Genomic DNA, 13,861 nt, shown 5'->3' on the forward strand with positions numbered 1-13,861 from the left:
TATTAACCTACTTTCTCTATATTAACAGCAGCTAGCTTAAATGATGGTTCCTTTGAATATGTATCAAAAAATGATGGTAATAAAGCATTTGCTTCTATATAATGCATAGGTGCATATATTTCATTCTTCTTTACTGTTCTAGATAATTTCGCAATAAATTCTCTAGCAACTCCATTAGATGAACTTACTCTTACTTTATCATTTTCCTTAATTCCTAATTCCTCTGCTAATTCAGGATTAATATTTATATAAGCATGTTCTGGAACTATAGCTTCTACAGTAGCAATCTCTCTAGTTCTAGTTTGAGTATGCCATTGCCCTACAGTACCTCTTCCTGTATTTAATATATAAGGATATTCTTCTGATAATTTCACTGGCCATTCTGCTACATCTTCATATATAAACTTTGCCTTACCACTTGGAGTATAGAACTTTTTATCTTCAAATAATCTTCTCTCATTTGACTCTAATACATCCCCTTCTTTAAAAGGCCATTGTACTCCTTTTGAATTAGTAATCATATCATAAGTAACTCCTGAAATATCACAAGGCATACCTTTACTACATTCTTTTAATGTATTAAAAGCCTCTTCTGGAGTTCTCCATTTATCTAATAAACTACCCATTCCAAGAGCATCTCCAATTCCTAGGAATATATCATAATCAGTAAGTTCATTTTCTTTCTTTTCAAGAACAGGATTTATAGTTGATAATCTTCTCTCTGTATTTATAAGAACACCTTTCTTTTTAAGTCCTCCTGTAGATGGAAGTAATAAGTGACAATACTTTATAGTATCAGTTTCGCCATACATATCTTGAACTACTAAGAAATCAACTTTTTCTGCTGCTTTTTTAAATTCTTCATTATTAATCCATGATGATCTTGGATTAGTAGCAACTATCCATAAAGCTTTTATCTCTCCTTCAATCGCCTTTTGAATTATTACGTTATAAGGAAGTGTAGGCTTTTTAGGTAACATCTCTGGATCAATATTTAATGCTTTAGCTACAGCTTTACGTCTATTTTCATTGTCATAGTCTCCACCACCATAAAGTCCTGTAGTATTACTATAAACTCTAGACCCCATAGCATTACATTGACCAGTTATAGAGTTAGCTCCTGTGCCTTCTCTTCCTATATTTCCTGTCATAAGAGCTAAATTAATTATTCCTTGAGCAGTTCTTACCGCTTGATAACTTTGGTTAACGCCCATAGTCCACCAGAATGATACATTCTTTCCATTATGTATTATCTCTGCTAATTCTAAAACTCTACCTTTAGATATTCCTGTTTTCTCCTCTATATTTTCTAATTTATATTTTTTAACATGTTCTTTAAATCCATCAAAATCTTCTGTATGATTTTGAATGAATTCTTCGTCAATCCATCCTTTTTCTATTAATACATTTGCTAATGCATATAACAAATATAAATCTGTTTTAGGTTTTATATCTATCCATATATCAGAATTACTTGCTGTTTCTGAACGCCTAGGGTCAATAGTAATTATTTTTGCTCCTGGATTATTCTTAACTCTTCCCCAAAGAATTGGATGAGCAACTACTGGATTTGCTCCAATAAATATTATTACATCTGATACTTCTAAATCATGAAGAGTATACGGTGGTGCATCAAAACCAAAGCTTTGCTTATAAGCTACAACAGATGTTGCCATACATAGTCTAGTGTTACCATCACCATTACCTCCAAGATAATTCCTTCCTATATGACCTATAAGTGCCATTTCCTCTGTAGCAAGTTGACCTGTACTAATAAATGCAACACTTTCTTTACCATACTGATCTTGAATTTCATTAATCCTCTTTGCAAAATACTTAAAAGCTTCATTCCATGATATTTGATTCATATTACCTTCTTCATCTCTTAATAGCGGTAATACTGGATTATGATATTTTGTATTTTGCTTATCTAAGTTTAATCCTTTTATACAACAAAATCCGTTATTTACAGGATACCCAACTGTAGGTACCACCTTTACAATATGATCATCTTCCACATGAAAATCTACGTTACATGCAATAGAGCAATAATTACAAGTTGATTGTACTACTTTCATAAAATTTTACTCCTTCTAACGATAATGTATTCCATTCCAATAAACGAAATCTTTTACTTCTGCGATATCTGGTAACTTAACACCTTCTAAAGCATAATCCTTATATAGTTTGAATCCCATTCTATCAACTATATAACCTATATGCTCCTTTCTCATCGGAGCATTAGGATCTATGTATTCTTCTGTAAACTTATATGTATTTTCTATTATCTTTGTTACTGAATCCTCATCAGCCCATTTAATAAAATCTTGTGCTATTCTTGGATTCTTCTTTCCCGTTCTACCCATGATACAAACTCTAAAATACTTTTTAGGATTTCTTGTCCAAGCATTGTTTGGGCATACTAAAACACACTCTCCACAGCCAATGCATTTGTCATGATCTCTAACAACTTTATAGTTAACACCTTTTAAGGCATTTGTAGATACCTGTTTACATTTTTTAACGCACGCACCACAAGATATACATCTATATGAGTTATACTCTGGTAAACACATACCAATTACGCCTATATCATGCATCCTTGATTTTATACAATCATTAGGGCATCCTGTAAAAGCTATTTTTACATGAAGATGATTAGGATAAACTATATTTTCTATTTTTCTTGCAAAATCAGTAGTATTATACTGTGCTTTAGGACATACTTTATTACCTATGCAAGCTGCTATATTTCTTGTACCTGCTGCTGGATACCCTTCTCCTTCTATAGGTTGATTTATTTTTGTTTTATCTATCAAAGGTTGTATTTCTTTATTTACCTCTTCCATATACTCCATAGGTATATTAAGTATTTCAAACCCTTGCCTTGTTATCATATGAACAGATCCATCACCATATTTATTAGCTATATCAGCTACCATTTTTAATGTTTCTGCACTTAATGCTCCGCCTGGAATTCTAACTCTAAGAGCAGTAACATATTTATTTTTAGTTATTCTAAATGCATTTTTCATCACTTTCCCAGTATCTAAATCCCTAATCATATTTTCACCTCCTAATCATATAAAGTTTTGCCAAAGCTAAAATTAAATACTGGTCCATCTACACATATATAAGTTGAATCCATCTTACAATGGCCACATTTTCCTAATCCACAGCTCATTTTTCTTTCATAAGATACCCATAAATCTTCATCTTTAATCCCTAACTTCTGTAGTTCTATAATTGCAAATTTCATCATCATTGGCGGACCTACTACTATTCCTGCCACATTATCTATATTCTTAATTTTTAGTTCTGGTATATATTTTGTAACTAATCCAATATTCCCATCATAATTTGAATCTGCTCCATCTACAGTAAGAATTACATTCATCTTGTCATCATATCTTCTAATATCTTCAACAAAAAGTACATCATTAGGTGATCTAAATCCACAAATTAAAGTTACCCCCTTACATTCATCATAATTATTATAAAAGTACTCTATAATTCCTCTTACCGGAGCTAATCCGCTACCTCCTGAAACTATAATTATCTCTTTATCTTTATACTGATTTACATCAAATCCATTACCATAAGGACCTCTAATTAAAAGATTATCTCCCTCTTCTAATTTAAAAATTTCATCAGTAACCTTTCCTACAGCCCTGATAGTAAAATCTAATGTATTCTCGCCTATCCATGATACCGATATAGGACTTTCACCATGCTTAGGCATAGAAATTTCATAAAACTGGCCTGGCCTTACATCTTTAGAATTTGCATACACTCTAAATGTCCACTCTTTATCTGTATGCTTTATTATTTTTAATATTTTAGCACGCTTTGGTATATATAAGTTTTCCATACTATTTCTCTCCCTCCATATCTCTTACGTAATCTGTAACTCTATTCATTGCTGTTGAAAGAGAAATATATTGTGGACAAACATCATCGCATCTTCCACATCCTACACACATCTGAACTCCAAATCTTTTACCATAATCATACATTTTATGTAAAGTTCTAAATCTCATCTTATCGCTATTTTTCTGTCTTACATCATGACCACCAGCCATTGTAGTAAATCCTTCTACTTGACAAGATGCTCCTACTCTTCTTCTTTCTCCAACCTTAGGATTATCAACACTAACAATATCTTGCATTGTAAATCATGAGCAAGTTGGACAAGAGAAGTTACATCTTCCACAAGCTATACATCTATAGTCATAATCTCTCCAAAAATCTGCTTGTGATACCTTTAATGGGTCCATATCTTTAGGTAAGTTTACATAAACTCCATTAGACTCAACAAAGTTAATATTAAAATCTACTTTTTCTCCATTAAAAATATCTTCAAACTCTTTATCTTTAATCTCTATATAAACATCTTCTTTATCTACTTTTATCCCTAAAGAATAATTATCTGTCTTATTAGTATTAAAGCTTACACAAAAACAATTTCTAAAACTCTCTTCACAGCCCATAGCTACAATTTTAACCTTATCTCTAAGTCGTTTATAATAAAAATCAGGCTCGCTACCATTTCTTAAATAAACATTATCAATTCTATCTAAACTGTGTATATCACAAGATCTCATAAAAACTAAAATTTTACGCTCATCTATCTTTGGTATTTTATATTCATCTTCACTAAAATAAAATAATGTTTCTGTTACTGGCATTACCACATCTTTTGCTGAAAACTGCGACTTTCTTCCAAACTCTACTTCCTTAATACTATTTATTTCTTCATATCTAATTACATCAGTATCAGAGTATGTTCCTCTATAAGGTATAGAAACAGGTGCAAAAATCCTGTAATAATTCTTCAAAGCAACTAATATTTCATCAAACCTTTTAACCGGTATTTTTACTTTCATTTTATTTACCACCTCTCTCATTATCTTATTTTTAGTAATCTATTATTCTATTATGCAAAAAAAAGATAGGTTCCCCTATCTTTTACTTTTTGCTATTTAAATAATAACTTTTTAATTTTAATATAACTTCTCAATTAATACTTCTCTAAATTTATTCATATCAAATAGTAATCCCGGACAAGTCTTCTCTACTCCTTCAATCTCTCTATGACCTATTACTCTATTTGGTTCAATATCGTAACGTATCATAAAATCCAAACAAATATCTACTAAGCTTTTCATTTGCTCTTCAGTCGGTAAAGTTTCATCAAAATTTCCAGCTAAAGCTATTCCTATAGAATCTTTATTGTGATATTTTGCATGAGCTCCTACGTACATACCCCTACCTTGAAATATATCACCATTCTTCTCAATAAAATAATTATATCCAATTCCAGCCCACTTAAATCTTTCTATATGCAGTTTATGAGTAGATTCAACAGTTAAGTTAGGATTATGTGTATGATGAATAATTATTTGCCTTGGCTTATCCATAGCTATTAATTCTTCATTAAACTCTAAATCTATTACATTTATTTTTCTCTCCATAAATTATCCCTTTCTATGTACTTATAATTTGCACTTTTATAATTATATACTTCTAAAGTATATTTTACTATTTTTCCAAAATAATTTATATTTGTTTCAAATAATCACCTTGTAAAACAATAAAAAACAATATAAAATGTAATCAAACAATAAAACTTAATAAAATATATTTAATTATTCTCGGAGGATTTTAAATGATAAAATTAATTGCAACAGATATGGATGGAACACTATTAGATTCAAATAATAAAATCAATCCAGAGTTTTATGAAGTTTTTGATAAACTAAAAGAAAAAGATGTTATTTTTGCTGCTGCATCTGGAAGACAATACTATAATCTTGTTGATAGATTTGAAGATATCAAAGATAATATGATGTTTATTGCAGAAAATGGAACTTTCGTTATGCATAAAGGTAAGGAAATTATTCTTAATTCTTTAGATAAAAGAATTGCTGTAGAGCTTATAAAAATTGGACAAACTATAGAAAATGCCTATGTTATTCTTTGTGGTAAAAAAGCAGCTTATATAGATAAAACTGATAAAAGATTTATGGACCAGGTTAACAAATACTATGCAAAAGTAAAAATTGTAGATAATCTTTCAAAAGTTCATGATGACATATTAAAAGTAACTATCTGTGACTTCGGTGGTTCAGAAAATAATAGCTATAAATATTTTGCTAATTATAATGACAAAGTTCAAATAGCTGTAGCTGGTGAAATTTGGCTTGATATGATGGCCAAAGGTGTAAATAAAGGTCTTGCAATAAGCGAAATACAAAAACTATTAAATATTAAACAAGAAGAAACTATGGTTTTTGGTGATTACTTAAATGACCTTGAAATGATGCAAAATGCATACCATAGTTATGCTATGGAAAATGCTCACTCTGATCTAAAAAAGGTTGCTAGATTTATAGCAAAATCTAATGATGATAATGGTGTTGTTAGAGCTATAAAAGAAAAACTTGAGTTGTAAATCACTAAATTAAAAAGGATTATGAAAAGCAAATACTTTTCATAATCCTTTTATTTTTTATTATCTTTTTTCATCTTAATTATATAATATATATTAACAAAAAATATAAATAGATTAATTACTCCTACTGGATATGCTTTTATATTAAAACCATATATTACAAATAGAATACATCCTATAGTATTTATAATTCTCAACTTAAACATATCAGTCATCAGTAGAGATATGGCGATACAAATTGATGCTGCATATCCTACCCACTCAATAACAGGTACTCCAAACATAATTAGCCTCCTTAAATATCATCTCTATAAAAATAATGTTTGTATTTTTCTCTAAAAAAATTCTTTAAACTAAAAATTTATTATTTTTCAACAATTCATAAGCTACCAAAAATCTTTTTATAAGTTTTTAAATAACTCTTATTGCGTTTTGTTTTAACTTGTGGTATTATTAATACATAGAAATTTTTAGGAGGATTTAACAATGCTTATTTTAACTACTGATACAGTTCCTGGAAAAGAAATTATAGAAATCAAAGGATTAGTAAAAGGAAGTACTATTAGATGTAAGAATATTGGTAAAGATATAACTGCTAGCTTTAAAAACCTTGTTGGTGGAGAAATGACAGGATACAATGATATGCTTACTGAAGCTAGACAAATAGCAATTGGTAGAATGGTTGATGAAGCTGAATCTATGTGTGCTAATGCTATAATAGGAATGAGACTTATGTCTTCTTCTGTAGCTGCTGGAGCCGCTGAAATGGTCGCTTACGGAACTGCAGTTGTAATTAGTTAGAGGTACCTATGATATGATTATAGTTGCCTTAATTATATTATTTTATCTAGCTATTATTATAGGCTCAATATGTCTTTTAATCTGGGCTATTACAACTAGAATTAAAGAAAAAAAACGCGAAGAGATAGAACATAAAGATTATAAAAACTATTAGTTTTGCTTTGAAAATATAATGCTAGGTTACCTATTGTAAAGATTTATCTAAACTATAGGTAACCCAGCATATCAACATAGCTGACAATCATCTTATCTCAGCGTTTATTCCTTAAATTATTTCACAGTGCATTTCTTCTTCTACCTTATCCCAAGGTACAACATATCCCTGTCCTTTAGAGCAAAAAATAGAACTTGAGCTATATTCTATATCAGCGTCTCTTCTATACCCTATTTCTTCAATAACCTCTTCTGTATTATGGCATTCATCGTACCCATCAAAAACTAAGTTAATACTTCCCTTTCCTTTAGAAAAGGCTATAACTTCAGCACTATAATCCATTAACGTCTTAACTGGTCCTCTTCCTGTTATAGTTACTCTATTTTCATTAATTTCAGGTGGATTAAAAGAACCACTTAATCTTTGAATATCTGATAAAACTCTTCCCATATAATCAAGTTCCACATCTATTTTAAATTTATAATAAGGTTCTAATAATATATTTTCTGCTTTTTCTAATCCCTGTCTTAAAGCCCTAAATGTAGCTTCCCTAAAATCTCCACCTTCTGTATGCTTATTATGAGCTCTTCCTGTTAATAACGTTACTTTTATATCTGTTAAAGGAGAACCTGTAAGAACTCCATGATGATCTCTTTCAAAAATATGTGTTCTAACTAAATTCATATGTCCAGTACTTAAATAATCTGCATGACACTTATTTTCAAAGTCAATCCCTGAATTTCTGCTTAATGGTTCTAGCTTTAAATGCACCTCTGCATAATGCTTCAAAGGTTCAAAATGTCCATATCCCTTTACTTCATTATTAATAGTTTCTTTATATAAAATTTTGCATGTCCCAAACTCAATATCTAAATTAAATCTTTCCTTAACTACTTCCTTTAATATTTCCAATTGAATTTTCCCCATAATATGAACATGTATCTCATGTAATTGTTCATTCCATACTACATTTAAAGCTGGGTCTTCAGCATCTAAAAGCTTAAAATATCCAAGAACTTCTTTTATATTATTTGATGGATCAAATATTACTTTAGACATCAATGTAGGTATCATATTATATTTTATATTTTCTGCTAAATTTCCCAGTCCATCTCCAGTCTTAGCTTTAGATAATCCTGTTACAGCAAATATATCTCCTGCCTTAACCTCATCAACTGTTTTAAACTTATTCCCGTTATATATTCTTATTGAACTTATCTTTTCCTTAGTATTATCTCTATAAACTACTTCATCTCTAACCTTTAATGTACCTTCTATGGCTTTTATAAAAGCTATTCTATTTCCATTAGCTTCGTGACGTATTTTATATACTCTACCTGCAAATTCAGTTTTTTCATCATATTCTGTATATGTTAACTCATCAAGATTTTCTAAAAATTCTCTTATTCCTTCATCTTGAAGTGCTGAACCCCCAAAGCATGGAAAAACTTTAGATTCTTTTATTAAATTTTTAAATGTATTAACCCAACTCTCTTTATCATAATCACCTTCAAAATATCTTTCTAATAGCTGCTCATCATACTCGCTTATAAACTCAATAAGTTCTTTAGATAATTCTTCTCTCTTAATATCCCCATCTATATAAAATAAATCTTTTGATAAAACTCTCTTTATCTCATTAATAACCTTATCTTTATCTGCGTTAACTCTATCAAGTTTATTAATAAAAATAAAAGTAGGTACTTTATACTTCCTCAATAATTGCCATACTGTCTCTGTATGACCTTGCACCCCTTCTACTGCACTTATTATAACAATAGCATAATCCATTATTCCTATAGCACGCTCCATCTCTGTAGAAAAATCTATATGTCCAGGAGTATCAACTAAATAATAGCTATTGTCATTAAATTCGAAAATAGCTTGGTCTGAAAATACCGTTATTCCTCTTTCTTTTTCAATATTATGACTATCTAAAAATGAGTTTTTATGATCTACTCTTCCTCTATTTCTTATTGACTTTGTATGATATAGTACTTGCTCTTAGAATGTAGTTTTTCCTGCATCAACATGAGCTAGTATCCCAATTGTTTTTTTCATTTTATCACCTTATTCTTCTTTAACCTATATAATAGTCTTATATTATCTCTTACTTGTAATTGTAACAAATATCGCTGTCAATATAAATAGATTAGGTTCTCTATTATTCTCCACAATCTTAGTTACTATAAAAGCTGAATTATTAGGTATATTTTTTATATCTAAAAAAGTTATTTAAATTACTAAAGCTATTTTTTTCATTTTATGAAAATTATTTTTTTCTTCTTGTTTAAAGTATAGAAAGATGATATTCTATGTAATTGTGAAGTAAATTAATTTAATTACTTGGGGGGTAAAAAATGACTAAAGATATGACTCAAGGTAGTCCAGTAAGGCATATTTTGCTTTTCTCTATACCTTTATTAATAGGAAATGTATTCCAACAGTTTTATAGCATGGTAGATACTATAATAGTTGGTAGATTTGTAGGCGTTGATGCACTAGCTGCCGTAGGTTCTACTGGTTCATTAGTATTTTTAATAAATGGATTTGCATTAGGTTTAACTAGTGGATTTTCTGTTATGGTTTCTCAACGATTCGGCGCAAATGATGAAAAAGGATTACGAAAAGCTGTTTCAAGCTCTGTTGTATTATGTACAGCATTAGTTATTATATTAACTACAATAAGCTTAATAGCTGCTAAACCATTACTTCATTTGATGAATACTCCGGATAATATTTTTAATGATGCTTATACTTATGTAGCTATAATATTTGCTGGTATAATAACTACAGTGGCTTATAACATGATGGCAAGTATATTAAGAGCTCTTGGCGATAGTAAATCTCCATTATATTTCTTAATAATTTCTTCTGTATTAAATATAATATTAGACTTAGTATTTATAATAAACTTTAAAATGGGTGTTGCTGGTGCCGCTTATGCAACAATTATTTCTCAAGGTGTATCTGCTATCCTTTGTTTTATATACATCTTAAAGAAATATACTATTTTAAAATTAGCTAGAGAAGATTATAACGTTAAAAAGAGCATGTATATAAGACATTTAAAGATAGGTATTCCTATGGCTTTACAATTTTCAATAACTGCATTAGGTTTACTTACAGTACAAGGCGCATTAAATGTATTAGGTTCAACTGTTATAGCAGCATATACCGCTTCATCAAAAGCACTACAATTAGTAATGCAACCTGCTGTTACTTATGGTGTAACAATGGCAACTTATTGTGGACAAAATCTTGGTGCAAAAAGATATGATCGTATAAGTGATGGTGTTAACAAGGCTGTAAAGATTTCTATAATAACAAGTTTAATTGCAGGCTTTGTACTTATAGCATTCGGTACACAATTTGTTAAATTATTTATAGATAATCCTGATGCACAAATTATCGCTTACTCAAAGCAAGTTCTTACTATTTCAGGAATATTCTTTATACCATTAGGATTAATATTTATATTTAGAAATGCGCTTCAAGGTATTGGCGAAAGCTTTGTTCCTATGATGGCTGGTGTTGCAGAACTTGGAGCGAGAGCTTTAGTTGCTTTCACACTTCCATCATTCTTAGGATTCTTTGGTATATGCTTAGCTGATCCTGTTGCATGGATTGCTGCTGCAGTTCCTTTAGCAATCTATTATTATATTACTATAAAAAAATTGTTAGCTAAATATGATACTTCTGTTGAAGTTATTGCATAAATATAAAAAGGTCAAGTCACAATTTGGACTTGACCTTTTTTCTACTTATCCGTAGTAAAACCTCAAATATATTTCTCAATATCTATCTTTACTTTGCTATCATCTGTTATCTTAAAAAAATTATAATTTACTCTTGCTTATCATCTTAAACTACTTTAAAATATCTATTGCATATTTATATATTCCAAACTTATCAATCTTATGGATTGATAATTATATCTATTGACCTACTTGTTCTTTTATATAATTAGGAACTTCCTCCGGAGCTATATCCAATATAAAGGCAAGTTCTTCATTTAAAAGCTTTTCTGCTGCTTGCATGATTTCATCATCACCTTTATATAACTTTTTACCTATTGATTTTTTAGTTTTTTTACCTAAATATATTGTTCTTATTAAAGTAATTAACTCCTCACAGTCACCACTTTTTAGCATTGATTTAAATTGCTCATTTCTGATTCTATCATCCTCAATCCACGTAGTATCTGCATTTGGTACAATATTTATCAACTCTTCAATAGCCTCTTTTGAAAGAAGCTCTCTCATCCTAATAGTTGTATTATCAACCGGAATTTTTATCACTGTATTTTTTGAGTAAACAGGCTCTAATACATAGTATTCTCTTTCCTCTTTACCTAAAAATTTCTCTTTCTTTATCTCTATAACTTTACAAACTCCTGTAGTTCCATACATTATATAATCATTAACTTTAAACATTTAAGCTTCACCTTCCTTAACTTTAAATTCGCTTGTAGTTTACTAAAATATATAAGACTAAAGCAGTTAATAATTATATTGAAAAATAAAAAAGTAGCTTTAACAACTGGACTTACGTTGTTAAAACTACTCGTTGTAATATTATTATATCACTTTTAATAACTTAATGTAAGTAAAAAATTTATAAATAATTTTATTAAAATGATATAATAAGTTATAAAAATATATTTTGGAGATGATTTTATGACTAATGAAATAGAAATGCTCTCAAAGATTTTTAAGGAAAGTAATAATATAGTATTCTTTGGGGGAGCTGGAATGAGCACAGAAAGTGGGATACCTGATTTTAGAAGTTCTAATGGTCTATTTAATGAAAAACTTAATTTAACCTTTACTCCTGAACAGTTAGTATCACACTCATTTTATATGAGATATCCAGAAGAATTCTTTAATTTTTATAAATCAAAGCTAATTTATCCTAATGCAAAACCAAATGCTGGTCACATAGCCTTAGCTAAACTTGAAAAAATGGGTAAACTAAAAGCAATAGTGACTCAAAATATTGATGGCCTTCATCAGGCAGCAGGCTCAAAAAATGTTTTTGAACTTCATGGCTCTGTTCTTAGAAATTATTGTGTTAAATGTCATGCTTTTTATGATGAAAAATTTATTTTAGAATCTAAAGGGGTTCCTACCTGCATCAAATGTGGTAGCAGAGTTAAACCTGATGTAGTTCTTTACGAAGAAGGCTTAGATGATAATGTTATTAGAGGAGCTGTTAATGCTATAGCTAATGCTGATACATTAATTATTGGTGGAACTTCACTTGTTGTTTATCCAGCAGCTGGACTTATAAATTATTTTAGAGGTAAAAACCTTGTTCTTATAAATAAAAGTACAACTCAAGCTGATTCTAAAGCTAACTTAGTCATTCGTGATTCTATTGGTAAAGTTTTAAGTAAAGCTGTTAGTAATATATAAAATTTATAGACTATACCTAAATAAATTAAATTGATAATAATTTTTAATACTTTTATAATTAAAAAAATAAAATAAGTATATTGGCCAAATTTCATATTAGTCAACATACTTATTTTTTATTTAAAGTTTATGAAAAATATACTTATTTATAAAGTTTATTCAATAGCATATTATCTTTACATTATAATCTATTTTCAATCCTATTTCGTATCTCTTCCATACGTTTATCTAAATCTGCACTTATTTCAGAACATACAAGTAATTCTCGTTCTATTATCTCAGTTTCATCTGTATCAATATTCTTTTTATATCTTAATTTATGCTCTAAACTTGCCCAGAAATCCATAGCTATTGTTCTTAGCTGAACTTCAACACTTATAGATTTTTTCCCACTTTGCAAGAAAATTGGCACTTCTATAATTAAATGTAAACTTCTATATCCGCTTTTCTTAGGATTCTTTATATAGTCCTTTTTCTCAATTAACTTAATGTCATCTTGATTTAATAAACATTCTGCTAACATATAAATATCTTCTGGGAATGAACAAATTACCCTTACGCCAGCAATATCTTTTATATGTTCCTGTACTGCTTCTATTGAAAATTCTATCTCTTTCTTCTTAATTTTCTTAGCGATGCTCTCAGGAGACTTTAATCTTGTTTTTATATGTTCTATTGGATTTCTATCATACTGCAATGAGAATTCCTCGTTTAATACATTAAACTTAGTTTCAATTTCCATTACTGCACATCTATAATATGTCATAAGTTCATTCATAGGTCTCATATTTTCATGTACAACATCTAAAAACTCATCATTAATTATTCTTTCTCTAAAAATTTTTTGACCAATCTCTTTTAACATACAATCACCCTTTACTATTAGTTTAATCCAAGGGGCTGTATCAAAAAAAATTTGATATTTGCCGATAAAGAAAAGGAAGTTCGAATTTGAACTTCCTTTTTTGCGCATAGTAATAATATGAAAAACTTCACAAAAAATGTGATTCCTATGCAACAAATAGGATTTGCATT

The 13,861-nt window shown here is 29.2% G+C and carries 11 protein-coding genes and 2 pseudogenes; 4 read left to right on the forward strand and 9 right to left on the reverse strand.

Annotation, left to right across the window (positions count from 1 at the left end):
- Positions 1-2: 2 nt before the first annotated feature.
- The 5 genes and pseudogenes from H8S10_RS13805 to H8S10_RS13825 all read right to left on the reverse strand — a co-directional run bounded on the left by H8S10_RS13805 (position 3) and on the right by H8S10_RS13825 (position 5,474).
- Complete coding sequence (locus tag H8S10_RS13805) at positions 3-2,078, reverse strand: nitrate reductase (RefSeq protein WP_186839263.1); 2,076 nt, start codon at positions 2,076-2,078, stop codon at positions 3-5.
- Between the two features lie 15 nt (positions 2,079-2,093).
- Positions 2,094-3,065 (reverse strand): sulfite reductase subunit C, encoded by a 972-nt coding sequence (gene asrC / locus H8S10_RS13810; RefSeq protein WP_186839264.1) that lies wholly within the window; start codon positions 3,063-3,065, stop codon positions 2,094-2,096.
- A gap of 11 nt (positions 3,066-3,076) precedes the next feature.
- A complete protein-coding gene (gene asrB, locus H8S10_RS13815) occupies positions 3,077-3,871 on the reverse strand; it encodes an anaerobic sulfite reductase subunit AsrB (RefSeq protein WP_186839265.1) in 795 nt (264 codons plus the stop codon).
- 1 nt (position 3,872) lies between these two features.
- Positions 3,873-4,886, reverse strand: a pseudogene (asrA, locus tag H8S10_RS13820) (anaerobic sulfite reductase subunit AsrA).
- A 117-nt stretch (positions 4,887-5,003) separates the two neighbouring features.
- Positions 5,004-5,474 carry a peptidoglycan recognition family protein gene (locus H8S10_RS13825; RefSeq protein ID WP_055267937.1) on the reverse strand — a complete coding sequence of 157 codons (471 nt, stop codon included), beginning with the start codon at positions 5,472-5,474 and terminating at the stop codon, positions 5,004-5,006.
- A 194-nt stretch (positions 5,475-5,668) separates the two neighbouring features.
- On the opposite strand from H8S10_RS13825, the gene H8S10_RS13830 reads away from it, so the two are divergent.
- Complete coding sequence (locus H8S10_RS13830; RefSeq protein ID WP_186839266.1) at positions 5,669-6,454, forward strand: HAD family hydrolase; 786 nt, start codon at positions 5,669-5,671, stop codon at positions 6,452-6,454.
- Positions 6,455-6,504: 50 nt separating this feature from the next.
- Here H8S10_RS13830 and H8S10_RS13835 read toward each other — a convergent pair whose 3' ends face one another.
- On the reverse strand, positions 6,505-6,738 hold the full coding sequence (locus tag H8S10_RS13835; protein WP_186839267.1) for a YgjV family protein: 234 nt from the start codon (positions 6,736-6,738) through the stop codon (positions 6,505-6,507).
- Between the two features lie 202 nt (positions 6,739-6,940).
- On the opposite strand from H8S10_RS13835, the gene H8S10_RS13840 reads away from it, so the two are divergent.
- The gene (locus H8S10_RS13840; RefSeq protein ID WP_186839268.1) at positions 6,941-7,255 is read left to right on the forward strand and encodes a heavy metal-binding domain-containing protein; all 315 of its coding nucleotides are present in this window, start codon (positions 6,941-6,943) and stop codon (positions 7,253-7,255) included.
- A 265-nt stretch (positions 7,256-7,520) separates the two neighbouring features.
- On the opposite strand, the pseudogene H8S10_RS13845 reads toward H8S10_RS13840, so the two are convergent.
- Positions 7,521-9,470: pseudogene (locus H8S10_RS13845) on the reverse strand (translation factor GTPase family protein).
- A gap of 299 nt (positions 9,471-9,769) precedes the next feature.
- Here H8S10_RS13845 and H8S10_RS13850 point away from each other — a divergent pair.
- On the forward strand, positions 9,770-11,128 hold the full coding sequence (locus H8S10_RS13850) for an MATE family efflux transporter (RefSeq protein WP_186839269.1): 1,359 nt from the start codon (positions 9,770-9,772) through the stop codon (positions 11,126-11,128).
- A gap of 219 nt (positions 11,129-11,347) precedes the next feature.
- On the opposite strand, the gene H8S10_RS13855 is transcribed toward H8S10_RS13850, so the two are convergent.
- Positions 11,348-11,845: a CarD family transcriptional regulator gene (locus H8S10_RS13855; protein ID WP_186839270.1), complete on the reverse strand. Its 498-nt coding sequence runs from the start codon at positions 11,843-11,845 to the stop codon at positions 11,348-11,350.
- Between the two features lie 243 nt (positions 11,846-12,088).
- On the opposite strand from H8S10_RS13855, the gene H8S10_RS13860 reads away from it, so the two are divergent.
- Entirely contained in the window at positions 12,089-12,826 is a 738-nt protein-coding gene (locus H8S10_RS13860) for an NAD-dependent protein deacylase (RefSeq protein ID WP_186839271.1), read from the forward strand.
- Between the two features lie 181 nt (positions 12,827-13,007).
- Here the strand turns inward: H8S10_RS13860 and H8S10_RS13865 are convergent, their stop codons facing one another.
- Positions 13,008-13,691, reverse strand: a complete 684-nt coding sequence (locus H8S10_RS13865) for a GTP pyrophosphokinase family protein (protein ID WP_186839272.1) — start codon at positions 13,689-13,691, stop codon at positions 13,008-13,010.
- Positions 13,692-13,861 lie beyond the last annotated feature (170 nt).

This window comes from Clostridium sp. NSJ-49, from assembly GCF_014287725.1.
GTDB classification, from domain to species: domain Bacteria; phylum Bacillota; class Clostridia; order Clostridiales; family Clostridiaceae; genus Clostridium; species Clostridium disporicum_B.

Excerpts from the sequence above, each read along its gene's own strand:
- H8S10_RS13830 (WP_186839266.1), top strand. The coding sequence starts at position 5,669 with ATGATAAAATTAATTGCAACAGATATGGATGGAACACTATTAGATTCA.
- H8S10_RS13825 (WP_055267937.1), bottom strand. The coding sequence starts at position 5,474 with ATGGAGAGAAAAATAAATGTAATAGATTTAGAGTTTAATGAAGAATTA.
- H8S10_RS13835 (WP_186839267.1), bottom strand. The coding sequence starts at position 6,738 with ATGTTTGGAGTACCTGTTATTGAGTGGGTAGGATATGCAGCATCAATT.
- asrC (WP_186839264.1), bottom strand. The coding sequence starts at position 3,065 with ATGATTAGGGATTTAGATACTGGGAAAGTGATGAAAAATGCATTTAGA.
- asrB (WP_186839265.1), bottom strand. The coding sequence starts at position 3,871 with ATGGAAAACTTATATATACCAAAGCGTGCTAAAATATTAAAAATAATA.
- H8S10_RS13840 (WP_186839268.1), top strand. The coding sequence starts at position 6,941 with ATGCTTATTTTAACTACTGATACAGTTCCTGGAAAAGAAATTATAGAA.
- H8S10_RS13805 (WP_186839263.1), bottom strand. The coding sequence starts at position 2,078 with ATGAAAGTAGTACAATCAACTTGTAATTATTGCTCTATTGCATGTAAC.
- H8S10_RS13850 (WP_186839269.1), top strand. The coding sequence starts at position 9,770 with ATGACTAAAGATATGACTCAAGGTAGTCCAGTAAGGCATATTTTGCTT.
- H8S10_RS13855 (WP_186839270.1), bottom strand. The coding sequence starts at position 11,845 with ATGTTTAAAGTTAATGATTATATAATGTATGGAACTACAGGAGTTTGT.
- H8S10_RS13865 (WP_186839272.1), bottom strand. The coding sequence starts at position 13,691 with ATGTTAAAAGAGATTGGTCAAAAAATTTTTAGAGAAAGAATAATTAAT.
- H8S10_RS13860 (WP_186839271.1), top strand. The coding sequence starts at position 12,089 with ATGACTAATGAAATAGAAATGCTCTCAAAGATTTTTAAGGAAAGTAAT.